This window comes from Seonamhaeicola sp. ABD4_175, from assembly GCF_056160885.1.
Genome location: NZ_JBSWYC010000002.1, coordinates 347,163 through 372,536, shown reverse-complemented (window position 1 = coordinate 372,536; position 25,374 = coordinate 347,163). Strand labels below are relative to the sequence as shown.

The window sequence follows — 25,374 nt, the reverse complement described above, 5'->3', positions numbered from 1 at the left end:
ATAATTATGGCAAGAGCAATGCTAGAGTACACTAAAACTGTACTTAATAAAGTGAGTTTTGATGCTACGTTGTTTTGCAGAGAAGTACAAAAAGCGGTTACTAGATTACTACCGTATGAAATTGAAGAGCTTAAAATATTTATCAATTCACTTGTACTGCAAAACCCAGAACTTAATCAGTGTTTAATTTATTTAAAACCATAAAGAAAAAGCGGCTAATTAGTCGCTTTTTAATTTCTATTACGTTTTTTCTTAAAAATACTTGTAAAGTTATTTATATTTGCAGCTAAATTTTGAAAAAGCTATTTCTTGTCATATTACTAGTTGCTTTTTTAGTAAAGCCTATGTATAATTTATGTTATTTGGCATATTACCAAATAAATATAGATTATATAACAGATGTTTTTTGTGTAAATAAAGAAAAAGTAGAAATGGCATGTAATGGTAAATGTCATTTAGCTAAACAACTTCAAGCTACAGAAAATAACTCAGAAGAAGATACAGCAATTTTACATTTTTTAGATGTTGTTTCGGTAGTATTTTACCAAGCAGCTCAACAATTTACAATATCAAATCCTTCAGAATTTACTAATAAAAATATTTTAAATAGTTATACTAAACTATATACTTTCAATTTTCAATCATTTCAATATAAACCACCACGGTTTATAGCTTAATTTTTATAAGTTCAATAGGTTAAAAAATGTTAGCCTAATTCCCTTTTTTAAACAAATCAAACAAAAATTAACTATAGTAGCATTACTTATAGCAGTGTTTTGCTACACTACAATAAAATTAAGAAATGAAAATTGTAAAACTTTCAATAGCACTTTTAATGTGTGCTATAATGGCTTCATGTTCTTCAGATGATTCTGAAGATTTAACAGGACAAACAGGAAACATCGTATTAAAATTTGATAACGGTGTTGATGGTAACGATTTTATTTTCAATACTGAATATAGCAAATCAAACAACGAATCATTCAAACTAGAAACCGTAAAATACATAATTAGTAACGTTAGATTTAAAGATGCTAACGGAAATACTTTTATGTATCCTACAGAAAATAATGCCTTTATTATAAATGAAGCAAATGCCAATAATGCTGGCGAAATTTGGGTAGAATTAGCAGGTGTTGATGCAGCAAACTATACCGAAATTACGTTTGGTATTGGTATAGATCAAGCACGTTTTGCTTTAGGAGCCGAAGGTCAAGGAGATTTTTTAGAACAAGCTGAGGCAGAAGGCATGATGTGGAGTTGGGCTACTGGCTACAAGTTTATTAGGTTTGACGGTACGTATTCTAATGATACTGTAACCAATGAAGCATTAAATATGCATATGGGTAGCGTGGGCACAAGTTTAGATAATTACAAAGAAACCACACTTACTTTTCCAAACAATATAGTTGTAAGAAATGATAAAACACCTGAAGTTCATATTGTAGCAGATTTAATGAAAGCCTTTGATGGCGTACAATCTGTAAATTTTTCTGATGGCTATGATCAAGTTCATGTAGATGAAGTTGAAACTCCTATTATAGCAGCAAATGTAGCAGCTATGTTTATGGTACACCACGTACACAATCACTAAAAAATAATATTGAAGTTGTGTGAAACTTTTAAAACAAGATTTTGCACAACTTCTTATAAAACAATTAAAGTTATGAAAAAACTAATAGTAATATTACTAGTTTTAGTAGCCTTTTCTTGTTCCAAATCTAATGATGTTGATGATTATGTGCCGGTATCTTTAAATGTTGAAATACCTTCAAACTTTCCAGATATTGTTTATAATTTAGAGAACAACCCTATTACAGAAGAGGGTTTTCAACTAGGTAAAAAATTATTTTATGAAGGTAAGTTATCAGCAAATAATGCCATTCCGTGTGCCTTTTGCCATGAGCAAGCATTTGCTTTTACGCACCATGAACACACGGTTAGCCACGGTTTAAATGGCGGTGTTGGTAAACGCAATGCGCAACCTATGCAAAATTTAGCATTTCAGTCTGAATTTATGTGGGATGGAGCCTCAACACACCTAGATTTACAACCTATAATTCCATTAACAAGTGATGTTGAAATGGGTGAAACTATTGGTAATGTAATAACTAAACTTAAAGCCGATGCTTACTACCAAAAACAGTTTGCAAAAGCTTTTGAAGATGGTGAAATTAACGGTGAAAATATGCTTAAAGCTTTATCTCAATTTATGGTTATGATGATTTCATCAAATTCTAAATACGATAAATATGTTAGAAATGAAGATGGCGTAACGCTTTCAACCATAGAAATGGATGGCTTAAATACCTTCAAAAATAAATGTGCCACGTGTCATGCAACCGATTTGTTTACAGACCAAAGCTACCGAAACACCGGCTTGCCAGTAAACCCTAGATTAAATGATAAAGGCCGATTTAATATTTTTGAAAACACTAACGATTTATACAAATTTAAAGTTCCCAGTTTACGAAATATTGAAAAATCTAATCCATACATGCATGATGGTAGATTATCAACTTTAGAAGCTGTTTTAGATTTTTACAGCAATGGTGTTACTGAAAATGGAGGTAACGTAGATGCTGTTTTGGTTAAAGAAGATGGTAGTTTGGGCATTGATTTATCGGCGTACGAAAAGGAAAGCATCATTGCTTTTTTAAAAACACTAACAGATTATGAATTTTTAAATGATGAAAGATTTGCCGAGTTTTAATAAAATACATTTAGTTACTATTTTTTTTGTATTGATTTTTACAAAAATTAATGCTCACGAAGATTTTGAATGGCCATGTAAATCACAGACAGACTTTGGTGTTTTGTGTGATTTATGTAGCTGTTCAACCAGTAGTGGTAGTATGGGCTTTGGTACCTTAAATAATGCTAATTTTGTAGGCTTGCGTTATATTTATCAAAGGTTTGAATCTCAAAACGGTGTGTTTCAAAATTCACCTAAAAGCAAAGAAAACTTTAATGCCTATCAGCTTTGGGCCCAAATTCCAATAAGTAAAACTTATTATATAACTGCTAATGTGCCTTACCAAGATTTAACAAGAACATTAAACGAAACAACTCAAAATATTAATGGAATTGGTGATGCAAACATAATTGCATGGTACAAACTACCGCTTTTAAAAAAGAAAGACAAAGATGATAAAGTAGATTTTAATAATACCAACCAAGCAACAGCACATACACTATTATTTGGTTTGGGGGTAAAATTACCTACAGGAAAATTTGAAGAGGCTTTGGCAGATAATGTTAATCCGGGTTTTCAAGTTGGTACAGGTAGTTTTGATGGTGTTTTTTCTGCAGGATATAATTATGCGGGTAATAAAATAGGTGTAAATACACTGTTTTCTTATTATTTAAAAGGTGAAAACAAAAACGAATATAAGTTTGGAGATCAAATTAGTTTTTCATCCAATGTTTATACAGTTTTTAAAACCGAAAAAATAAATGTTATGCCTTTTTTAGGACTTTCGGGAGATAGTTACAGCAAAATTAAGCAGTACAATGAAACACTAAATGATACCAATGGTACTATTGTTAACGCTTCAATTGGCACTGAATTTAACTTAAAAGCTTTAGTTTTAGGTGTTAATTTTACGGCGCCAATACATCAAGATTTATTTGGGGGCAACGTACAATCTAAAAACAGGCTAGCATTATATTTAAATTATAGTTTATAAAAAATAGCTGCTTAGCAAATACACTTATTGTTAAGCAGCTATTTTGTTATTTAGGTAACGGACTAATAATTTTTACATCCTGAAACGCTATAGCGCCTCTAACTATACCTGCAATTACATCTTGTAGGGCTTCAATAATTTGCATTTTAAGTTCGCTTTTATGGTAAATTAAACTCACTTCTCTAGCTGGTGGTGGTTCATTAAAATAGTGTAAGTTGTTTTTTTCTTTGTCGTTTATATCTAAGGTATGTAAATAGGGCAAAAGTGTCATGCCTAAACCTTCGTTTGATAATTTTATAAGTGTTTCAATACTACCACTTTCTAATTGAAATTTATCATCTTCATGGTTTTTAAATATTTTGCATAGGTTTATAACACCATCTCTAAAGCAATGCCCGTCTTCGAGTAGTAGCATGTCTTCAATTTCTAAATCGCTAGTTGCAATGGTTTTTTGTCCGTATAGCCTGTGGTTTTTTGGTATGTAACTTACAAAAGGTTCGTAGTAAAGTGGGCGTTCTTTTATGTTTTCATCTTCTAAAGGTGTTGCGGCAATGGCAGCATCTAAATGGCCATCTTTAATGCGGCTCATTATTTCTTCAGTAGTTAACTCTTCAATTTTAAGCTTTACTTTAGGGTGTTTTTTTATAAAAGTTTTTAAAAACATGGGCAGTAAAGTAGGCATTATAGTTGGTATTATGCCTAATTTAAATTCGCCACCAATAAATCCTTTCTGTTGGTCTACAATATCTTGTATTCTGTAAGATTCGTTTACTATGTTTCTGGCTTGTGTTACTATTTTTTTACCAACTTCAGTAAGCTCAATAGGTTTTTTACTTCTATCAAAAATTTGAATATCAAGTTCGTCTTCTAACTTTTGAATTTGCATACTTAATGTTGGTTGTGTTACAAAACATTTTTCTGCCGCTTTTGTAAAGTTTTGATGTTCGGCAACTGCCAATACATAATATAATTGTGTAATAGTCATTTTAATCAATTTAGATTATAAAAATATAAAAACTATCAATAATTCTTATAATAAATAATGTTAATTATAAATTAATTTTGTGATAATAAAAAATGATACCAAAATGAAAACAAATAGTATAGGATTAGACAGCAAAAAAACAGTAGAATTAGCAAACGATTTAAATGGTTTATTAGCTAATTTTCAAATTTATTATCAAAATTTAAGAGGTATTCATTGGAATATTAAAGGGAAGGCTTTTTTTAATTTACATGAGAAGTTTGAAGAGCTTTATACCGATGCAAACGCTAAAGTTGATGAAATTGCAGAACGTATTTTAACTTTAGGTGTAACGCCTTTGCATACTTTTGAAGATTATACGGCAGCTGCTAAAGTGCCAGTTGGTAAAAATATATCTGAAGATGTAAAAGCTGTTAGATTAATTGTAGATTCTTTAAAAGAATTATTAGAAATAGAAAGAAACATACTAGAAAAAGCAGGTGATGCTAATGATGAAGGAACAAATAGTATGATGAGTGATTTTATTACCGAACAAGAAAAAACCGTGTGGATGATGAAAGCATGGTTAAACGAAGATGTGTAGTTAGTTTGGTTTGATTAATAGCAAAGGCTTTTTTAACGTATTAGTTAAAAAAGCCTTTTTTTATAATAACCCTCTGGCTTTTATTTCTAAGTATTTGTTTATAGTATCAATAGTTAAATTTTCGGGAGTAGTAAGAATAGAGTAAATGCCGTATTTTTTTAATTCGTTTACAATAAGACGTTTTTCAAAGGCAAACTTTTCGGCAATTACTTTATCATAAGCTTGTTGAACAGTTTCGGCTTTGTTGTGTATTAAGTTATTAAGTTCTGTGTTTTTAAAAAATATAACTACTAATAAATGACTTTTTGCAATACCTTTTAAATACGGTAGTTGCCTATGTAGGCCATCTAAGGTTTCAAAATTTGTGTATAATAAAATTAAGCTACGGTGTGTTATATTACGTTTAATATCTGCATATAAACGCCCAAAATCACTTTCAAAAAAATTAGTGTTTACGTTATAAAGCGCTTCTAAAATTAAATTCATTTGCGAGGTTCTTCGCTCTGCAACAACTCTGTTTTCAACCTTTTTTGAAAACGAAAAAATACCAGCTTTATCTTGTTTTTTTAATGCTACGTTTGATATAACTAAAGCTGCGTTAACAGCATAATCTAAAAGCGATAAGCCATTAAAAGGCATTTTCATAACCCTACCTTTATCTATTACCGAATAAATAGGTTGCGATTTTTCATCTTGAAATTGATTTACCATTAACTGATTTTTTTTAGCTGTTGCTTTCCAGTTTATGGTGCGTAAATCATCACCTAAAACATAATCTTTTATTTGTTCAAACTCCATGGTGTGCCCAAGTTTGCGCACTTTTTTTATACCATATTGTGATAGGTTATTGCTTATAGCCAGTAAATTATACTTGCGTAACTGTATAAAACTGGGGTAGTTTGGTACCATTACGCCATCGTTAAAACTAAAACGGCGCGCAACCAAACCAAAAACCGAGGTTACATAAATATTAAGCTTGCCAAAGTGGTATTCGCCACGTTCAGTAGGGCGTAATTGGTATTCTAAAGTTGTACTGCTTGAAGGTGCTAATTTTCGGTCTATTTTAAAGTTTCTAAGTTGAAATTGTTCGGGCACTTCATCAATAATTCTAACAAAAACAGGAACTGTATAAAAGTTTTGTATGTTTAATTGAACGGGGTTTTCATCGCCGTTTGATAATTTTTCGGGCACTATTCTTTCACCAAAAACGCCTTTTTTGGTAGTGTATAAAAACAAGGTGTCTAGTAGCGCTAAAGCAACTAAAATAAGTAGTAAAAGCCTAACAGTGTTAAACCAAACAGGAAATACAAAACTTATTATAAATAGTATCATAATACCAATACAGGCATAAAATAAACGGTTTTGTATGTAAAAGGATTTTAGGCGTTTCACTAATCTTGTTAAAAGTTAAAAGTTAAAAGTTAAAAGTTAAAAGTTAAAAGTTAAAAGTTAAAAGTTAAAAGTTAAAAGTTAAAAGTTATCTGGGTATTTCAACCGTTTCAATAATTTGTTTTATAATTTGTTTGGTTGTAACGCCTTCCATTTCACGTTCTGGTGTTACAATAACGCGGTGTTGCAATACTGGTACTGCAGCTTGTTTTATGTCTTCGGGTGTTACAAAATCTCTACCATTCATAGCTGCAAAGGCTTTACTTGCTTTTAAAATAGCAATAGATGCCCTTGGCGAAGCACCCAAATATAAAAAGGCATTATTTCTGGTGTTTACAATTATGTTTGCAATGTATTTTACTAAATGCGATTCTATTATAATTTGGTTTACTAAATCTTGAAATTTTGCTATTTGTGTTTGGTTTAAATGTGCTGTTACTTTATCGGTTTTAGTGCTACCTTGCAAGTTTTGTTCTCTACTAATAATTTCAATTTCTTCATCTAAATTAGGGTAATCAATATCAATTTTAAACAAAAAACGATCTAGTTGAGCTTCGGGTAGGCGGTATGTGCCTTCTTGTTCAACAGGGTTTTGGGTAGCTAACACAATAAAAGGTAAATCCATTATAAATTTGTTGCCATCAATAGTTATTTGGCGTTCTTCCATAACCTCAAAAAGTGCCGCTTGAGTTTTTGCGGGCGCACGGTTTATTTCATCAATTAAAATCATGTTTGAAAAAATAGGCCCTTTTTTAAATTCAAATTCTGAAGATTTTACATTGAAAACCGAAGTTCCTAAAATATCACTTGGCATTAAATCTGGTGTGAATTGAATACGACTAAAACCAATGTCTAACGATTTTGCCAATAATTTAGCTGAAATTGTTTTGGCAACACCAGGAACGCCTTCTATTAACGAGTGACCATTGGCTAAAATTGAAGCAATTAAAAGATCTATCATGCCTTTTTGCCCTACAATTACTTTGCTAATTTCATCTTTTATAAGGTTAATGCCTTCTTGTAACTCTGTTAAATCTATACGATTTTTAAAGGCTAAATCGCCATTGGTGTTGTTTGAAGGTGTTTGTTCAAACGCTTCTTGTTTGTTGTTTGATTGTAAATCTTGGTTTTCTGGGTTGTTTGTGTCCTCCATAATTATGCTGTATAAAAATCTTCAATAGCTTTGTTAAGCGCCAATAAATCGGCTTCGGTACAAAGGTTCTTGGCTTTTAAATTTAAAATTAATGTAATAAGCGGCGCAATTTTATCTTTTGGCTTATTGGTTTTTAAGCTTAGGTTTTTAACAAATTTATCGTCTAAAACTTCGGTGCTTAATAAATATTTTCGTCTTATATGTTCAAAAAAATACGTTATTTTTTTCTCAATTATGGTGTTATGGTCTTTAGTTTCATAATATAAATTACCAATTGTTTTAGTGAATTCAACGGTAGAATTTTCTAAAGGTTTTATAACTTTTACTATGCGTTGCCTGCGTTTTGCATTAAAAATCATGAATAAAATAAGTGTAATTAATGCTAAATACCAAGCGCTTCTTAATGCTGGTTTGCTTAAAATAAAACGCATGGGCGACCTGCTTAAATTAGCACCAACTTTATTAGGCGAATCATAAAACAAAGTTTTATGTGTTTGCAAATAACTTAAAACACCCGCGGCATATTTACTATTATTATTTTTTAGTAAATGATAGTTTGTAAATACAACAGGTTGTAAATGAATAAAAACTTGGCCTTTACCGTGTGCTATTTTAACGTAGTTAATTCTATTTATACTATCAAATTTTTGGTAGCCCAAAACCGTGGTATTTTCTTTGTTTAATTTTGAAAAATAGTAGTTGCTAAGGCCTTTTTTAATGGTAATAGAATCGTTTTTTAAGTATTTGTTTGAGAAACTTAAAGTGGCTTTACCTTTAAAATTGTAATGGTTTTTTACTTTAATAGATAGTGAATCTAATATTTTTTGTGGCGGATAGTTTGAAGAAATAAATACTGTGTTACCATGTAATGCAAAATCTAAAAGTTCTTGTGCAGATATATCATCTACTTGCGAAAAGTTTTTTATTTGAATATAGGTACCAGTTTTAGTGTAAACACTGTCTGTTGTATTGAAACTGGGGTTGAAGTACTGGTAAGGCGTGGTTTTTATGTTTTTTAATGCACTATTTGGGAATAGCGTTTTTAATTCATTGTGTAAAATATATGTACCATAGGGTATTTTGTCTTCTTCGTTATAAGTAGCACTCCAATCTACAGGTTTTGGCTTTGTGATGTCAATAAAAATAACACCAGCAAAAAGCACAATTAAAACAACAAGGTATATTTTTATAGTTTTATTCATGCTTTTAAACTATTTAAAAAGTTAGAAAAAGCATGTTTGGCTTGGTCAAACTCTGTAGCGGTTACATTAAACTCGCCGTACCAAATGTAGTTGTATAAGTATGATGTGTAGGCAAACTCTTTTTTTATGTTGGCTTTAGTAATTTCGTTTTGGTAATCGCTGTTTGTTTTTTCAACATCATATTCAATAATAGCAGCTTCAGTAAGTTGTTTTAAAAGCCATAAATAGTAATACCTAATGGCTAAACGGTAATTGTTATTGGTTTCGGCTTCATTAATAAGTGCTTTAAAATCGGTTACATGAATGTTGGTTTCAACATCAGTAACAGGAATAATGCTTTTATCAGACGATTTACCAAAAACCCAAGTACCTTCTTTATTTATAATAGCCTTAAATATGAAGTAAATTACTAGTAAAAATATAATTACACCGGCAATATTTATAGCAATATCTGTGGCTTTTGATGCTTGCCCTTGATTTGTTAGGTTGAAAAGATCTGAAAAGAAATCATTCAACCATTGTTTAAAACGCATCCACCAACCAGCTTTATCAATATCATGTTCATAAATAAAATCTTCGGTGTTATAGGTTTCGGTTAAATTATCTAAACTTTTAGGTTTTATAACTGTTGAAGTATCAACGTTTAAACTGTCTTTTGCCGGTAAGTTATTATTAGCAAATGCTGTTATTCCTATTAAAAATAAAATAATATGTAAAAAAAGCTTTTTATGCACCTGCACCAATTTGATCTATAATATCTTTTGTGTTTATATGTTCTTTGTCTTCTTTCAAACTATAAAAAACAATACCTTGATTAAGCAGTAAAATGCTACCTAAAATAGTGCTTAATGCAAATGATAAAAAGAATGTTACAATCATGAAAACAGACATACTATTGGAAACATCAGTAGGGTTTACAGTTGCCGATGTTGGATTTATAAACAAACCGCCCATAGTAAATATTGAAGCTATTAATTGAATAATATACTGCAAAGCATAGCTTATTAAATAAAAAATACCCACACAGCCAACTGCCGCCCAAAATTTTGATGTTAATAAAGTCCACGCATACCCAAAGCAATCCCAAATGCCTTTTTTGTTTTCTAAATATTCAGATAACGCCATATAATAAAACAATGCAAAAGCGCCTATTAATAGAGGTAATGCTAAAAAACCAATAATTGTTATTATAAGTACAAAAGCACATATAAAAAATACAATTAGTAACGGAATACCCATTAAAATACCACAAACTATAAAGGTTAATAGTTTGCCAATATTTTTTTTATAGCTAGTAATTATAGCTTTGGTATCAAAGTTATTACTACCATGCGTATTGTAAAGTTGCAGGTAAATTGGTGTATATGAATATGAAATAATGGCCGAAATTAAACCAACAATACAAAATAATATTACTAAAATAACAAACATGGGCAAGTTCTCATTCATATAACCATCTAAAGTGCCCGGGTTTTGTTGGTTTGATAAACCGCTAAAAATAAAATCTGAATAAAACTGCGTAAAAAAATAGCCAATTATTAGCAGCAGAATTAAAAAAATACCGTTTGTAATAAAATAGTGTTTAAAAAAATGTTTCCCGTTTAGTTTTAAAAAACTAAAGGTATCTTGAAAAAAATCACTAAATCCTCTAGATTTATATAATTGCATGTTTGTTTTTTAGTTTTTTATGTAAAATGAATGGGTAAATTAAGTAGTAAAATGAAATAATACTTAAGGTTGTTAATATAATACCAACCGATAACCAATTAGGCATAGTGTTAGAGTATCTTGTAACGTAGCCTTCTAAAATACCAGCTGCAATAGTAAAAGGAAAAGTACTAATTAATATTTTAACCCCATCTTTTACGCCCATTTTAAATGATGTTATTCTAGAATATGTTTTAGGAAAAAGTATACTAGCACCCAACGCTAAACCAGCGGCAGCTTCAATAACTATAGCAAAAATTTCCATGGCTCCATGAATCCAAATACCTCTAACGCTTTCCCAAAGTACGCCATGTTTGTAAAACATAAACTGAAAAGCGCCTAACATAATACCATTGTTAAGCATGTAATAACCAGTGCCTAAACCGCCAGCGGCACCAAATACAAAAGAGCAAATGCCAACATATAAATTGTTTAAAGTAATACCAAAGGCGCTACCCCAGTTGCTGCCACTTTTATAAACCGCTACGGGGTCTCCTTTTTCAATATTTTCTAACGTCATGTTTACATAGTGGTCACCTAAAATGAGTCTCACAAACGTATCATCATAAGCTGCAGAAAGTGCACCAATAGCGGCAAAACTAAAAAATATAATAAAGGCATAAAGTACATAACGCCTGTATTCATATACAATTAAAGGTGCTTCAATTTTCCAAAAATGCACAAAACGGTTGGTGTCTTGCCGTTTTGTTTTATAAATTTTTTGAAAAGCCTTAGCGGCTAAGTTGTTAAGGTAAAGTATTGTTTTACTTTTAGGGTAATAGGTTTGCGCATACGAGAGATCATTTACTAAATGTATGTAAAGTGAAGCAAGTTCGTCAGGGTTTTTTAGGTTTTTTCCAAAAATAGCTTTTTCAAAATTTAGCCATTTTTCTTTATTTTGTTTAATAAAGGCAACTTCTCTCATTAAAATCAAAGCTACATAAAATTTTATTAAAGTACTTCATATCTTACAATAATTTACAATAGATTTGTAAAAGAAAAATAATACTTTTTAATGGCTCAATTACAAATAAATACCACACAAAATGTAAATATTAATTTTACGGCTGCTAGTGTTGGTGAACGCCTTTTGGCTTATTTAGTTGATTGGGTAATTAAAATAGCATACATAATTGTTACCTACCAAATAGTGTTTAATTTACTTAGAGTTGAAGATTTAGTATTTGGTATGGACAGGTGGTCTCAAGCCGCTATTTACGTATCTTTTTACTTACCTGTAATTTTTTATTCGTTAATGTTTGAAACTTTATTAGACGGACAAACACCTGGAAAACGGGTGCTTAAAATTAAAGTAGTAAAAATTGATGGTTACCAAGCCTCATTGGCCGATTTTGTTGTAAGATGGTTTTTCAGAATTATAGATTTAAACATAGCTAGCGGTATAGTAGCATTAATTGCCATTGTAACAAGTAAAAAAAATCAGCGTTTGGGTGATATAACCGCAGGAACTGCCGTTATAGCCTTAAAAAACAATGTGAATATTAGTCATACTATTTTAGAAGATTTAAAAGAAAATTATACACCATCATACCCCAACGTAATTAAACTATCGGACAATGATGCGCGTATAATTAAAGATACATTTACTACCGCAAAAGCATCAAAAGATTATCCTACTTTAATAAAACTACGAAACAAACTTATTGAGGTTGTAGATATTAAAGATGTAAAACAAAAAACCGATATTGAGTTTATTGATGTAATTTTAAAAGATTACAATTACTACACTCAAAATATGTAAACCATCATTATTTGAAAAAGTGTGTAAAATTATGTTGTTTTGCATACTCGTAGCACGTCTAAAAGTCCTAGGTATTTCGTATAATACAGCCAGTTAAAAAGACAAAATCACTATTTAAATATTGAAAAAATGAGCATGTTTTACATTATAAATATTTTGGGTACCATTGCATTTGCAATTTCAGGAGTTTTAATAGCTTTTGAAAAACGAATGGATGCTTTTGGTATTTTAATTATTGCCTTTGTAACAGCTGTTGGTGGCGGTACCTTGCGCGATGTTTTAATAGGAAGTACACCTGTTTTTTGGATGGTAGATATAAGCTATGCTTACGTTATTATCTTCTCAACTATTTTTGCAATTATTTTTAGAAAACGCTTAAATTATTTACGTAAATCATTGTTTTTGTTTGATACCATTGGTATTGGTTTGTATACCTTAATTGGTATTGAAAAGGGTTTGCAAGAGGGTTTACACCCGTTAATTTGTGTAGCTTTAGGTACCATGACAGCTAGTTTTGGCGGCGTAATTAGAGATATTTTGTGTAACGAAATACCTATTATTTTTAGACGCGAAACCATTTACGCTACTACCTGTATTTTAGGAGGTTTTGTGTATTTTCTATTAGATAATTTTAATATTGATAATAACATAGTTTACATGGTTTCAGCAGCCGTAATTATTGTAACTAGGTTATTAGCTGTTAGGTTTAAAATTTCACTACCAAATATTTATAAAACAGAGTTTTAGTTTAGTGATTTTAAGGTTCTAAAGTGAAAAGTTGAAAGTTAAAAGTTGAAAGTTAAAGTTTTACAAAAAGAAAGCCTTTTAAAAGCGTAGTTTAAACCAACAACTAATCAATAATCTCTACTTTTCTTATGTAAACATTTTTCATAGGCCATTCACCATCATCTGTTTCAACATTGGCTATTTTATCAACTACATCCATGCCGTTAATTACTTTTCCAAAAACGGTATAATCACCATCTAAATGGTAAGCGCCGCCTTGTTGTTGTACAATAAAAAATTCGTAAGGAGATGCCAATTTATGCGGATTTTCAATTTCGCTACTAGGCATTGATACAACACCACGGTGATGTTTAAAACCTCTTTTAGTATCTGGTGGTAACAAATATTTGCCAATATAAGCACGTTTTTTTGAGGTTTCAACATCATCACTATTACCACCTTGAATTATAAAATTGGGCACTACACGATAAAATTGTGTGTTTGTAAAATACTGCTGTTTTGTTAAAAAAATAAAATTTGAACGGTGAAAACGGGTTTCATCAAAAAGTAAAATATCAATAGTGCCAAAATCTGTAAAAATACGCACCTTATTTTCTTTGTGAATGTCGTTGTACTTTAAAAAAAACTCCATAGCGCTTTTAGAGTTTAATTTAGGAAACGGTCTGTCGGGTTCAGTTTCTGTAACTGTATCAGTATTAATGTCTGTTTTCTCTGTGTTAACTGTTTTTAATGTTTTAGTTGTAGTTTTCTTTTGTTTATCTTCACAATTAAAAAAAAGAATAAACGCAAAAAAAAGCATTACATAGCGCATAGAATATGAATTATGATGAGTTTTTAAAATCTATTTCAAAAATAGAAAATATACCATTGCCAGCCGAAATATCGCAGCTTAAAATGGTGCCTCCTTTTAGAAAGCAATTAATGCAGGCACAAAAAAAAGTCATGAAAAACCCTAAAAAGGCAGGTGTTTTGGCTTTGTTTTATCCAGATTTCTCAAACCAAACCAAATTCGTTTTAATTTTAAGAAAAACCTATAAAGGTGTTCATTCTGCCCAAGTGGCTTTTCCTGGTGGTAAATTAGAGCCGCAAGACACATCATTAAAAGATACAGCACTTAGAGAAACGTTTGAAGAAATTGGTGTGCCCACAAACCAAGTGGAAATAGTTAAAAAAATATCGCAAGTTTACATTCCGCCAAGTAATTTTAACGTACAACCTTTTATAGCAATTACTAAAAAAACACCTGTTTTTATTAAAGAAGAAGCTGAGGTTGAACGTATTATAGAGGTTGATGTTAACCATTTTTTAGATGAAACAGTTCAAGTTGTAAAAAATGTTAAAACCTCATATAGTGTTGAGGTTGAGGTGCCTGCATTTAAATTAAATGGTTATACCGTTTGGGGTGCTACCGCAATGATGCTTAGCGAAATTAAAGATATATTAAAGGCGCTACTCTAATAGCTTAGTTTTATTACATTTGTAGCAAAACCAAGCAGAAACTAAATTTCATGGGATTATTCAAAAAAAATCCTTTCGGACATATATTATTTTTAAAAAAATGGCTCATAAGAATTTTGGGCACCATAACTCACAGACGTTTTCGTGGGTTTAATGAATTACAAATTGAAGGGTCTGAAATTATTAAAAATTTACCCGATAAAAACGTACTGTTTATATCAAACCACCAAACATATTTTGCCGATGTTGTAGCTATGTTTCATGTGTTTAACGCCAGTTTAAGCGGTAGGGTAGATTCTATAAAAAATGTAGGATATCTTTGGAATCCTAAACTTAATATTTATTATGTGGCAGCTAAAGAAACCATGAAAGCTGGTTTACTACCTAAAATTTTAGCATACGTAGGTTCTGTTAGCATTGAACGTACATGGCGTTCTGCAGGACAAAACGTAAACAGGCAAGTACGCATGAGTGATATTTCAAATATAGGTAAAGCTTTAGATGATGGTTGGGTAATAACATTTCCGCAAGGTACAACCACACCTTTTAAGCCTATTAGAAAAGGTACTGCACATATTATAAAACGCTATAAACCTATTGTTGTACCTATAGTTATTGATGGTTTTAGGCGGTCATTTGATAAAAAAGGCTTAAGAATTAAAAAGAAAAATATTTTACAAACAATGGAAATTAAAGCACCATTGGAAATTGATTACGATAACGAAACAACCCAAGATATTGTTAGTAAAATTGAGTATGCCATTGAGCAGCATCCATCATTTTTAAAAGTGTTAACACCGCAACAAATTAAAGAACAAGAAGAGTTAAATAAACTTAGAGAATGGTAATTTTTAATATTTGAAGATGAAAAAACTAAAGCTTATTTGGGATTTTAGAGGGCCTGCTGCTGAAAATACAGCTCGCCATCATGAAATTCATTTGAAAGAATATGCTATTGCCGAAAATTTAGAATATAAAATTACTGGTGTTGAAACCATAAATGACATGCATACGCTGGCATTTTTAGTAGTTTCAGAAACTAACATGCCACAGGTAAGAAATGCGTTAAAACCACATAGAGGTCAAGTTTATAATGCCTAAATTGTAGGCATGAAACAAATTTCACGCCTTTTATTTCTGCTAACATTTGTTATGTTGGTTAATTGCCAAAACAAACCTAGTGAACATTCTAACTTCACAAAAGTTGAAACATCAAAAGTTGATATTATTGATGTTTTGTATGCCAAAGAATTATCAAATAAAATACTTACTGCACAAAAAACAGGCAGTTTTTATAGCTTACATGAAAGCGAAGCAACTCCAGATATGGTTAGTGGTTTAAATGAAAGTCTTCAAAAAACAACCTACCAGCGCATCAAAGCTTCGGTAGGCGATTATATTGGTTTAAATTTTGAATCAATGTTTGAAGGTAATCTAGCAAACCCTTATAAAATATACAGGTTTAAAGGCGTTTTTACTTCAAATTCAAATATAGAAGTTAGAGCCGTTTTCAATTTAAAAGGTAAACTGGCTGGCTTTTTTGTAAAACCTTGGAAAGAAACTTTATAGGGTTTAAAATTCTTCAAAAAAATAACCTAAAAAAACACAAGTAATTGTAAAATAATTTACTTTTGCGCGCCTTTGAAAAATTCATGGTTTACGCAAGGGTAAATTGTGTTTAGTACATATGAAACATTGATTCAAGGCCTTTTGGATAAAGGTTTTGAATCCGTAGACAATTGGTTGACAGCAGAACAACTAAATGGTCTCCGAAAATCACTTCTAACACGCTATCAAAATGATAATTTTCGTGTAGCGGGTATTGGTAATAAAGATAATGTTCAAACTGCAAAAAGAATTAGAAATGATCAAATTCATTGGTTAGAAACTTCAAAAGCCGATGACAATGAAAAAGCATTTTTAAATCAAATTGAACATTTTGTGCAATATTTAAATAAAACCTGTATGGCGGGCTTAAAATCATTTGAGTTTCATCATGCGGTTTATCAACAAGGTTCGTTTTATAAAAAACACGTAGATCAGTTTGTTAATGATGATAGCAGGCAATTTTCAGTAGTTTTATATTTAACAGAAACGTGGAGTGAAGGCGATGGTGGTGAGCTGCTGCTATACGCTAACAATAATTCAGTTACCAAAGTGCAGCCATTACCCGGTAGGCTTGTTTTTTTTAAAAGTACACTGCCACATGAGGTGCTTACAAGTAACATAACCAGATTAAGTGTAACAGGTTGGTTAAAAAATAGAGTATAAGCGGTTAATAAATCATAACAAAACTGTTTTATTAAAAACACATAAATGCCTATTTTGCGTTGTTAAAATTTAATAAACGTAAATGACAGTTTGTATAGCAGAAAAACCAAGTGTTGCCAGAGAAATAGCGGCTGTTTTAGGAGCTAAAACTAAGCACGATGGCTATTTTGAAGGCAATGGCTATGCGGTAACTTATACGTTTGGGCATTTATGTACTTTAAAAGAACCTGTAGATTATAAACCTTACTGGAAAAGTTGGGATTTGAATAATTTACCAATGCTTCCCGATAAATTTGAAGTTAAAGTTGTAGCAAACTCGGGCATTCAAAAGCAATTTAAAATTGTTAAAAGTTTATTTGAAAAAGCCAATGTTGTTATAAACTGTGGTGATGCAGGGCAAGAAGGAGAGCTTATACAACGTTGGGTAATGAATGAGGCTAATTACCAAGGTGAAGTAAAACGTTTATGGATTTCATCATTAACCACCGAGGCTATAAAAGAAGGTTTTGAAAACCTTAAACCAGCCACAAATTATGATAATTTATACTATGCTGGTTTTTCGCGTGCTATTGGAGATTGGCTTTTGGGCATAAACGCCACCAGGTTGTACACCGTAAAACATGGTGGTTATAAACAAGTGCTTTCGGTTGGGCGTGTTCAAACACCAACATTGGCCATGGTTGTAAGTAGGTTTAGAGATATTGAAAATTTTAAACCACAACCATATTGGGAGCTTCAAACCAAATATAGAGATACGCTTTTTAGTTATGAAGAAGGTCGTTTTTTTAAAAAAGAAGCTGGCCAAGTTTTAGCCGATAAAGTAAAAGAAAGCGATTTTGAAATTGTTTCAATTGCTAAAAAGAAAGGAAAAGAGTATGCACCAAAATTGTTTGATTTAACAGGCTTACAAGTATATTGTAATACTAAATTTGGATTTTCGGCAGAGGAAACTTTAAAAATAGCGCAAAGTTTATATGAGCAAAAAGTAGTTACATACCCAAGGGTTGATACCACTTTTTTACCAACAGACATTTATCCAAAAGTTGAAGGTATTTTAAAAAAACTTACTAATTACGCTACGTTAGTTGCCCCTTTGTTAGGTAAAAAAATTAAAAAATCTAGTAAGGTTTTTAATGATAAAAAAGTAACAGATCACCACGCTATAATTCCAACAGGTATTCAAGGTAGGCTACAACCTGCACAGCAGCAAGTGTATGATATTATTACAAAGCGTTTTATTGCAGTTTTTTATCCAGATTGTAATGTGGCAAATACCACCGTTACTGGTAAAGCGGCCGATGTTTTGTTTAAAACTACAGGTAAAGAAATTTTAAGTAAAGGTTGGCGCGAAGTATTTATAAACCCAAATGCTAAAGAAAAAGAAACAGGCGTGTTACCAACATTTACAAAAGGCGAAAAAGGACCGCATGAACCAAGTTTTTTAGAAAAAGAAACCAAACCACCAAACCAATTTACTGAAGCATCATTGTTACGTGCCATGGAAACCGCAGGTAAACAGGTAGATGATGATGAAATGCGCGATTTAATGAAAGAAAACGGTATTGGACGCCCATCAACGCGGGCAAATATTATTGAAACACTTTTTAAAAGAAAGTATATAAAGCGCAATAAAAAACAGGTTTTACCCACACAAACTGGTATTCAACTTATTGATACTATTCAAAATGATTTATTAAAATCGGCTGAATTAACAGGGCGTTGGGAAAAGCAATTAAAAGATATTGAAAAAGGCCATTTTAGTGCGGGCGCCTTTATAAATAATATGAAGCGTATGGTTGATGCTTTGGTGTATGAGGTTAGAACAGAAACCAAGCGTGCCAATATATCATATGAGGCTAACGTTAAAAAAAATAAAGCTAAGGCAGAAGCTAAAAAAGATGCAGGAATAACCGCTATTGCTTGTCCAAAATGTAAACAAGGCAATTTGTTAAAAGGCAAAACAGCTTACGGTTGCAGTAACTATAAAAATGGTTGTAGTTTTACATTACCGTTTAAAATTCACAATAAAAAAATATCTGAAAAACAATTTATAAGGCTCTTAGAAAAAGGATGCACTGTTAATTTGAAAGGTTTTAAAACTGAAACAGGAACTGTTGAAGGTTTATTGCGTTTTGATGATAATTTTAATGTGAAGTTAGAACCAAAAAACGCTACGGTTAAAACAAAACCAGCAGATAACATTTGCCCAAAGTGTAATAAGGGTACCATTATAAAAGGTAAAACAGCTTATGGTTGTAGTAACTATAAAACAGGTTGTGATTTTAAGGTAACTTTTGAAACCGTTAAAGCTAAAATTAACGGGCAAACACCAACAAAGGCACTTGTTTATAATATTTTAAAGGAGAATTTTTAATGTCTCACCGCCATTTTATTATTTATAAACCCTACGGATTTTTAAGTCAGTTTATGAGTAACGACTCTAAGCAGCAAAAAAAGAAATTTTTAGGTGAATTATATAATTTTCCTGAAGGAATCATGGCCATTGGTAGGTTAGATGAAAAATCTGAAGGTTTGCTACTTCTCACTACCAATGGTAAAATTAGTGATTACATTAACAGCCAAAAAGTAGATAAGCAATATTATGCCTTAGTTGATGGCGCCATAACAAATGAAGCCATAGCGCAATTAAAAAAGGGTGTTGAAATTGGTTTTAACGGTAAAAAATATAAAACCAAACCTTGTGATGTTTATGTTTTAAATGAAACGCCTAATTTACCAACGCGCTCAAAAAAAATACGCGATGCTAGGCATGGGCCAACTACTTGGGTTTCGGTTACTTTAAATGAAGGCAAGTTTAGGCAAGTACGAAAAATGACATCGGCGGTGGGGTTTCCAACCTTGCGTTTGGTGCGTGTGCGTGTTGGTAATATGCACTTAAATAACATGCAAGTTGGTGATGTTATTGAACTGCCTAAGCTTTGCGTTAGGGATTGAAGCAACTACCGTGTAGTGCGGAAAGCCCGACCCGATAGGGGAACGCCCTAATTATTAAATTTCTAATTTTTTAAGTTCGTTATAATTTTTGTTAAGGCGTTTTAAAAGTAGCCCATAAATAAGCCTGTAAAACAACCAAATAATTACTATAAACACAACAGATACCAAAACGCTTATAATAATATATACCGTCATACCTGCGCTTTCAATGGCTTTCATAACGTTAGGGTCATAATGTGATGAATAATAAAAGCCTATAATAAAGGAAACGGCAACCATTATTAAATTATATAAAACATAATACTTTATAATTTTTCTGGTATTTATAATGCTTTTCATTAAACGTCTGGCATTATCTGTAACAGAAATAGATTTGTATGCTTTGTACAGTAGAAAAATAAAAACTAAAATTACGGCATAGCTAAAAATGCTTAATCCTGTCATGATACCATCTGAATATACTTTATCAAGTTGAGATCTGTAGGTGTCTGATGTGAAATAAGGTATAGTGTTAACTAATATCCAGAAAACTAACTCTGCAATACTAATGTAAAAAAGTGTTTTTACTATTGAAGATGATTTTTTATGTAGCATTGGCAAGATATCTTTAGCTTTTAATGTAGCTTGGGTATCTTGTTTATTCCAATCTTTTTTTAGTAAATCTAATCCATCCATGGCTATTACGGATTTAAAATGGTTCTTAACTTGTTTTTAATTCTGTTCATTTTCACGCGGGCATTTACCTCGCTAATTCCCATTGTCTCGCTAATTTCTCTATAATCTTTGTCTTCTAAATACAAGAAAACTAATGCTTTTTCAATATCGTTAAGCTGGTGTACTGCTTTGTAAAGTACTTTTAATTGTTGTTCTTCAGTATCATCATAATCTTCAGATTTTATTTTAAAAGCAACACCATCAAAATCTTGGGTGTTAATGGTTCTTTTAGACTTTCGGTATAGGGTAATGGCAGTATTTAAACCAACTCTATACATCCAGGTACTAAATTTTGAATCGCCACGAAACTTTGGGTAGGCTTTCCAAAGTTGAATGGTTATTTCTTGGAACAAATCATTATGAGCATCATAGTTGTTGGTATACAACCTACATACTTTATGTATGATGTTTTGATGCTTTTCAAGCAGTTCCACAAAATTTTGTTCTAGTTCGTTTTTCAATGTGATGGTTTGGTTATACCAATAGGTAGCTTAAAAATTAAAAATGTTACAAAAAAGATGAAAATACTATTAAAATTTCAATTCATCTATTAGATTTTACAGTTCGGTTATTTAAAGTTTAGAAACTCTTAATTCTACTTCAAATTTGCACTGTCAATCAATAATAACAAATAGTATTTAAATAATCATGAAACAACTAATCATCATTTTAATTACATTATTTAGTATTCAATTACAGGCCCAAACATTAATTAAAGGTAAAGTAGTTAATTCAAAAAAAGAACCTATTATGGGTACCAATATTTATTTAGAAGGCACTTATGATGGAAGCACTTCAAATGAAAAAGGCGAGTTTTCATTTACAACCACAGAAACCGGCACTCAAAGTTTAAAAGTATCGTATTTGGCTTATGAAACCTTTACAATGGTAGGAGATTTAGCGTATATGAAAGACCTAACCATTACACTAAAAGAAGACGTAAGCACTTTAGATGCCGTAGTGCTATCGGCAGGTACATTTTCTGCCGGTGATAATAGTAAAGTAAGCGTGCTAAAACCTTTAGATGTTGTAACTACAGCAAGTGCTTTAGGAGATTTTGTTGGGGCATTGCAAACGCTTCCAGGGACATCAACTGTGGCAGAAGATGGTCGTTTATTTGTACGTGGTGGCGATGCTAATGAAACACAAATTTTTATTGATGGTATTCGTGTATTTACACCATACACACCAACAGCAAATAACACACCAACACGCGGACGTTATTCTCCTTTTTTGTTTGATGGTATTACCTTTTCAACAGGCGGTTATTCGGCAGAGTATGGGCAAGCTTTATCAAGTGTTTTATTGTTAAATACTATAGATGAACCAGACCAAGAAAAAACAGATATTGGTATTATGAGCGTTGGAGCAACCTTAGGAAATACTCAAAAATGGGGTGCTAATTCTTTAAGTGTAAATGCATCTTATGTAAATTTAGCGCCTTACATTGCTTTGTTTCCAGATAGAAACGATTGGAAAAAACCTTTTGAAACCTTTGCAGGTGAAGCCGTTTACAGGCATAAAACAGATTCTGGTTTATTTAAGTTTTACGGCGCTTTTGATACCAGTAATTTTGAATTAACACAAACGCATATTGATTTTTCTGAAGGTGCAAACTTCAAATTAAATAATAAAAATTTATATATGAATGGATCATATAGCGGTATTTTAACAGATACTTGGTCTATGTTTGGAGGGGTAAGTTTTACAAGAGCTAATAATAAATTGGGGGTAATTGATAGTGATGTAAATAACACTGAAAATTCTTTTCATGCTAAGTTGAAGTTTAAAAATCGTTTTAGTAATAGATTCAAATTGTACTATGGAGCAGAATATTTTGCTACAGATTATGATGAAACTTATAAAGATGAAACTATTGAAGAAGTAAATTATGGTTACAATAATAATATTGCTGCTGCATTTGCCGAAGCAGATATATTTATCTCTAAAAATTTAGCTTTTAAAACAGGTATTAGAGCAGAATATAGTGAAATTTTTAAAGATATAAACGTGGCTCCAAGAGTGTCTTTAGCTTATAAAACATCAAATAAAAGTCAGTTGTCTTTAGCTTATGGTAATTTTTACCAAAACCCAACCAGCGATGTTTTAAAATTTGAACAAAATTTGAAAGCCGAAAATACCACGCATTATATTATGAACTATCAATACAACGCAGATAGACGTATTTTTAGGGCTGAAGCTTACTACAAAAAATATAATAACCTAGTAAAATATAATACCGCTTTTACAAGTTTTGAAAGTGATTTTAACAACAACGGAAATGGTTTTGCAAAAGGCTTAGATTTATTCTGGAGAGACAATAACTCTATTAAAAACTTTGACTATTGGTTAAGCTACTCTTTTTTAGATACTAAAAGAGATTACAGAAATTACCCAACAAAGGCGCAGCCTAATTTTGCAAACAAGCATAACGTATCTGTAGTAGGTAAGTATTTTATAAATAAATGGCGCAGTCAAGTTGGGTTTAGTTATGGTTTGGCCTCAGGAAGAACTTATACAAACCCCAATGAGTCTGGTTTTTTAAACCAAAAAACAAAAGCATTTAATAACCTAAGTTTAAATTGGGCCTATTTAATATCGCCTCAAAAAATATTATACGCCTCTGTTAATAATGTTCTAGGCTTTAAAAATATAAATGGTTACCAATACGCAAGCACACCAAACATGAATGGGCAATTTAATAGGCGTACTTTAACACCAGCGGCAGATCAGTTCTTTTTTATTGGTTTTTTCTGGACAATTAGTGAAGATAAAAAAAGCAACCAGCTAGATAATTTGTAGAACTAAATTTTGTTTTTTATCTTCTAAAAAATAACCTGTTAAATTGGTAAACCAGTTTTAAATAATTGGTTATCTTGCAATAATTTAAAACTTTAAAAAAATAAATATGGGGCAAGTTATTACGTTTGGTGAGGTTTTAATGCGTATTTCACCTTGGGGAAATAAAAAGTTTATACAATCTAACGTGGCCGAATTTTTTTTTGGAGGCACAGAGTTAAATGTTGGCATTTCTATTGCACGTTTTGGCGGCCATGTAAAACACATTAGTGCAGTTTCAAATGATTTTATTGGTGAAACAGCCATTTCTTACATTAATAAATTTGGGGTAGATACATCATCAATTGTGCGTTCAAAACGTCCGTTAGGGGTTTATTTTTTAGAGGTAGGAGCCGTAATGCGCCCAAGTACCATTTCGTATAATCGTTCACATTCGTCTTTTTCTGAAATACAACCCAATATGGTTAATTGGGATAAAGCATTAACTAACGCTGAGTGGTTACACTGGACGGGTATAACACCTGCTCTTTCAAAACATGCGTTTCATATTTTAAAAGAAGGTTTGTTATTAGCAAAAGAAAAAGGTATGACCGTATCTGCAGACCCAACTTACAGAAACGGACTATGGAATTACGGTATTGATGCAAAAGATGCTTTAATTGAATTATTAGAGTTATCAACCGTTTTTATTGGTGGTATAAATGAAATAAACGAAGTTTTGGGTACAAATTATGGGTATTCAAATGATGATTTTATTGAAGCTTCAAAAGCATTAATGCAAACATTTCCTAGTATTGAAAAAGTGTTTGATAAAATTAGAACGTCATTAAATTCATCATGGCATAAAATACGTGCAAGAATGTATAATGGTAAAGAATTTAAAGAAACTATAGATTTAGATATTACACATATTGTTGATAGAATAGGCACGGGCGATGCCTTTGCGGCAGGATTAATTTATGGTTTACAACGTTTTGATGATTGTAAAGCCATGAAATTTGCTAGTGCTGCTTGTGCGTTAAAGCATACCTATGAAGGCGATGTAAATTTAGCCACAGTTGATGAGGTTACCGCTATTTTAAATGGCAATACTTCGGGTAGGCTGCAAAGGTAAATTACTCAGTTAATTGTAATAAACCAAACATTTTAGGTTGGTGTACATCTTTAGTTGCAATATTTTCAACCGGAAAAATAGTGGTTGTAGAGCGGTTTTCTCCTTCCAGCTCATTTCTATCTTGCCTAATGGCTAAAAACATATATTTTGCACCGGCTTTTACGGGGTAAGCCCTGTCTAATCCCCAAAGTATATTAAAAGGTATTTTAAACTCCATAGTCCAACCCTTATCAGTGTCAGAATTATCATTTACAGAGCCATCAATAGTTACAGCAACTTCATATTCGGGGTTATACCATTTTGCTACAATATTTTTATCTTTTTCAAAATTATTAATAAACAAAACATCATTTTTGGCTTTGTTTAAATTAACTTCAAGTGCAATATGTGCGTTTAATGGTTTTGGGGCTGGTATTAAAAATAATTCAGCACAATCATCAAAAAATGGTTTACCATCTCTTTGGGTTTCTCTTGCAACAATATTGGTGTCTTTACATTCAAAAAATAAATACAAATTTTCAGTATCCCAAAGCATTCTATAGGTTGTGTTTTGGTAGGTGTTGTTGCTTTTTAGTGGGTAAAAATGTGTCAACTTGCGGGCTTCTGCTTTATGCCAATTGGTTTCGTTCATTTTACCATCAATAACCATGTTTTGTTTGGTTTTTATAACCTTATAAATGGGCCTTTCTTGTTGTTGGCAATTAGCTAGTGTGCTTGATAATAATAAAATTATAATGTTGAAATAAAGTTTCATAATTGTGTTGTTACATAAAACTAATGTAAGGCTTTTGAATGATAGTTGCAGTTTTAGATATGATTTTTGTCATAGTTTATCATGTACTTTGA

General features: G+C 31.5%; 28 protein-coding genes. 17 read left to right on the top strand and 11 right to left on the bottom strand.

Annotation, left to right across the window (positions count from 1 at the left end; translation table 11 throughout):
• Positions 1-6: 6 nt before the first annotated feature.
• From ACXAG4_RS07970 to ACXAG4_RS07950, 5 genes are all read left to right on the top strand, one after another.
• Entirely contained in the window at positions 7-204 is a 198-nt protein-coding gene (locus ACXAG4_RS07970) for a hypothetical protein (protein ID WP_475295555.1), read from the top strand.
• 89 nt (positions 205-293) lie between these two features.
• Positions 294-677 carry a hypothetical protein gene (locus ACXAG4_RS07965; protein WP_475295554.1) on the top strand — a complete coding sequence of 128 codons (384 nt, stop codon included), beginning with the start codon at positions 294-296 and terminating at the stop codon, positions 675-677.
• 125 nt (positions 678-802) lie between these two features.
• Complete coding sequence (locus ACXAG4_RS07960) at positions 803-1,594, top strand: MbnP family protein (protein WP_475295553.1); 792 nt, start codon at positions 803-805, stop codon at positions 1,592-1,594.
• Positions 1,595-1,666: 72 nt separating this feature from the next.
• A complete protein-coding gene (locus ACXAG4_RS07955; RefSeq protein WP_475295552.1) occupies positions 1,667-2,713 on the top strand; it encodes a cytochrome-c peroxidase in 1,047 nt (348 codons plus the stop codon).
• Between the two features lie 31 nt (positions 2,714-2,744).
• Positions 2,745-3,689 (top strand): transporter family protein, encoded by a 945-nt coding sequence (locus ACXAG4_RS07950; RefSeq protein WP_475295551.1) that lies wholly within the window; start codon positions 2,745-2,747, stop codon positions 3,687-3,689.
• A 46-nt stretch (positions 3,690-3,735) separates the two neighbouring features.
• On the opposite strand, the gene ACXAG4_RS07945 is transcribed toward ACXAG4_RS07950, so the two are convergent.
• A complete protein-coding gene (locus ACXAG4_RS07945; protein WP_475295550.1) occupies positions 3,736-4,674 on the bottom strand; it encodes a LysR substrate-binding domain-containing protein in 939 nt (312 codons plus the stop codon).
• Positions 4,675-4,777: 103 nt separating this feature from the next.
• Here ACXAG4_RS07945 and ACXAG4_RS07940 point away from each other — a divergent pair, with 103 nt between their 5' ends.
• Entirely contained in the window at positions 4,778-5,257 is a 480-nt protein-coding gene (locus tag ACXAG4_RS07940; protein ID WP_475295549.1) for a Dps family protein, read from the top strand.
• A gap of 60 nt (positions 5,258-5,317) precedes the next feature.
• On the opposite strand, the gene ACXAG4_RS07935 is transcribed toward ACXAG4_RS07940, so the two are convergent.
• The 6 genes from ACXAG4_RS07935 to ACXAG4_RS07910 form a co-directional block, all read right to left on the bottom strand.
• A complete protein-coding gene (locus ACXAG4_RS07935) occupies positions 5,318-6,649 on the bottom strand; it encodes a DUF58 domain-containing protein (protein ID WP_475295548.1) in 1,332 nt (443 codons plus the stop codon).
• Positions 6,650-6,734: 85 nt separating this feature from the next.
• Positions 6,735-7,799, bottom strand: a complete 1,065-nt coding sequence (locus ACXAG4_RS07930; RefSeq protein WP_475295547.1) for an AAA family ATPase — start codon at positions 7,797-7,799, stop codon at positions 6,735-6,737.
• 2 nt (positions 7,800-7,801) lie between these two features.
• Complete coding sequence (locus ACXAG4_RS07925; protein WP_475295546.1) at positions 7,802-9,001, bottom strand: DUF4350 domain-containing protein; 1,200 nt, start codon at positions 8,999-9,001, stop codon at positions 7,802-7,804.
• Positions 8,998-9,735 carry a DUF4129 domain-containing protein gene (locus ACXAG4_RS07920; protein WP_475295545.1) on the bottom strand — a complete coding sequence of 246 codons (738 nt, stop codon included), beginning with the start codon at positions 9,733-9,735 and terminating at the stop codon, positions 8,998-9,000. The genes ACXAG4_RS07925 and ACXAG4_RS07920 overlap by 4 nt, the downstream gene beginning before the upstream one ends.
• Positions 9,728-10,669, bottom strand: coding sequence for a hypothetical protein (locus tag ACXAG4_RS07915; protein ID WP_475295544.1), 942 nt, complete (start codon positions 10,667-10,669; stop codon positions 9,728-9,730). The genes ACXAG4_RS07920 and ACXAG4_RS07915 overlap by 8 nt, the downstream gene beginning before the upstream one ends.
• Entirely contained in the window at positions 10,656-11,633 is a 978-nt protein-coding gene (locus ACXAG4_RS07910) for a stage II sporulation protein M (protein WP_475295931.1), read from the bottom strand. The genes ACXAG4_RS07915 and ACXAG4_RS07910 overlap by 14 nt, the downstream gene beginning before the upstream one ends.
• Before the next feature lie 90 nt (positions 11,634-11,723).
• Between ACXAG4_RS07910 and ACXAG4_RS07905 the strand changes: the two genes are divergently transcribed.
• Complete coding sequence (locus ACXAG4_RS07905) at positions 11,724-12,470, top strand: RDD family protein (RefSeq protein WP_475295543.1); 747 nt, start codon at positions 11,724-11,726, stop codon at positions 12,468-12,470.
• A 135-nt stretch (positions 12,471-12,605) separates the two neighbouring features.
• Positions 12,606-13,217, top strand: coding sequence for a trimeric intracellular cation channel family protein (locus ACXAG4_RS07900; RefSeq protein WP_475295930.1), 612 nt, complete (start codon positions 12,606-12,608; stop codon positions 13,215-13,217).
• A gap of 103 nt (positions 13,218-13,320) precedes the next feature.
• Here ACXAG4_RS07900 and ACXAG4_RS07895 read toward each other — a convergent pair whose 3' ends face one another.
• Positions 13,321-14,028, bottom strand: a complete 708-nt coding sequence (locus ACXAG4_RS07895) for a peptidylprolyl isomerase (RefSeq protein WP_475295542.1) — start codon at positions 14,026-14,028, stop codon at positions 13,321-13,323.
• A 5-nt stretch (positions 14,029-14,033) separates the two neighbouring features.
• Here ACXAG4_RS07895 and ACXAG4_RS07890 point away from each other — a divergent pair, with 5 nt between their 5' ends.
• From ACXAG4_RS07890 to ACXAG4_RS07860, 7 genes are all read left to right on the top strand, one after another.
• Positions 14,034-14,675: an NUDIX hydrolase gene (locus ACXAG4_RS07890; RefSeq protein ID WP_475295541.1), complete on the top strand. Its 642-nt coding sequence runs from the start codon at positions 14,034-14,036 to the stop codon at positions 14,673-14,675.
• A gap of 50 nt (positions 14,676-14,725) precedes the next feature.
• Complete coding sequence (locus ACXAG4_RS07885) at positions 14,726-15,523, top strand: lysophospholipid acyltransferase family protein (protein ID WP_475295540.1); 798 nt, start codon at positions 14,726-14,728, stop codon at positions 15,521-15,523.
• A 16-nt stretch (positions 15,524-15,539) separates the two neighbouring features.
• Entirely contained in the window at positions 15,540-15,776 is a 237-nt protein-coding gene (locus ACXAG4_RS07880; RefSeq protein WP_475295539.1) for a hypothetical protein, read from the top strand.
• Positions 15,777-15,785: 9 nt separating this feature from the next.
• Positions 15,786-16,244 carry a hypothetical protein gene (locus ACXAG4_RS07875; protein ID WP_475295538.1) on the top strand — a complete coding sequence of 153 codons (459 nt, stop codon included), beginning with the start codon at positions 15,786-15,788 and terminating at the stop codon, positions 16,242-16,244.
• Positions 16,245-16,370: 126 nt separating this feature from the next.
• Positions 16,371-16,946 (top strand): 2OG-Fe(II) oxygenase, encoded by a 576-nt coding sequence (locus tag ACXAG4_RS07870; RefSeq protein WP_475295537.1) that lies wholly within the window; start codon positions 16,371-16,373, stop codon positions 16,944-16,946.
• Between the two features lie 82 nt (positions 16,947-17,028).
• Complete coding sequence (locus tag ACXAG4_RS07865; RefSeq protein ID WP_475295536.1) at positions 17,029-19,320, top strand: type IA DNA topoisomerase; 2,292 nt, start codon at positions 17,029-17,031, stop codon at positions 19,318-19,320.
• Positions 19,320-19,901, top strand: a complete 582-nt coding sequence (locus tag ACXAG4_RS07860) for a pseudouridine synthase (RefSeq protein ID WP_475295535.1) — start codon at positions 19,320-19,322, stop codon at positions 19,899-19,901. The genes ACXAG4_RS07865 and ACXAG4_RS07860 overlap by 1 nt, the downstream gene beginning before the upstream one ends.
• 54 nt (positions 19,902-19,955) lie before the next feature.
• Here ACXAG4_RS07860 and ACXAG4_RS07855 read toward each other — a convergent pair whose 3' ends face one another.
• A complete protein-coding gene (locus tag ACXAG4_RS07855) occupies positions 19,956-20,576 on the bottom strand; it encodes a hypothetical protein (protein WP_475295534.1) in 621 nt (206 codons plus the stop codon).
• Positions 20,577-20,581: 5 nt separating this feature from the next.
• Positions 20,582-21,076 (bottom strand): RNA polymerase sigma factor, encoded by a 495-nt coding sequence (locus ACXAG4_RS07850; protein WP_475295533.1) that lies wholly within the window; start codon positions 21,074-21,076, stop codon positions 20,582-20,584.
• Between the two features lie 187 nt (positions 21,077-21,263).
• Here ACXAG4_RS07850 and ACXAG4_RS07845 point away from each other — a divergent pair, with 187 nt between their 5' ends.
• Positions 21,264-23,417 (top strand): TonB-dependent receptor, encoded by a 2,154-nt coding sequence (locus ACXAG4_RS07845; protein WP_475295532.1) that lies wholly within the window; start codon positions 21,264-21,266, stop codon positions 23,415-23,417.
• A gap of 106 nt (positions 23,418-23,523) precedes the next feature.
• A complete protein-coding gene (locus ACXAG4_RS07840; protein ID WP_475295531.1) occupies positions 23,524-24,528 on the top strand; it encodes a sugar kinase in 1,005 nt (334 codons plus the stop codon).
• 1 nt (position 24,529) lies between these two features.
• Here the strand turns inward: ACXAG4_RS07840 and ACXAG4_RS07835 are convergent, their stop codons facing one another.
• Positions 24,530-25,282, bottom strand: coding sequence for a carbohydrate-binding family 9-like protein (locus tag ACXAG4_RS07835; RefSeq protein WP_475295530.1), 753 nt, complete (start codon positions 25,280-25,282; stop codon positions 24,530-24,532).
• Between the last annotated feature and the right edge of the window lie 92 nt (positions 25,283-25,374).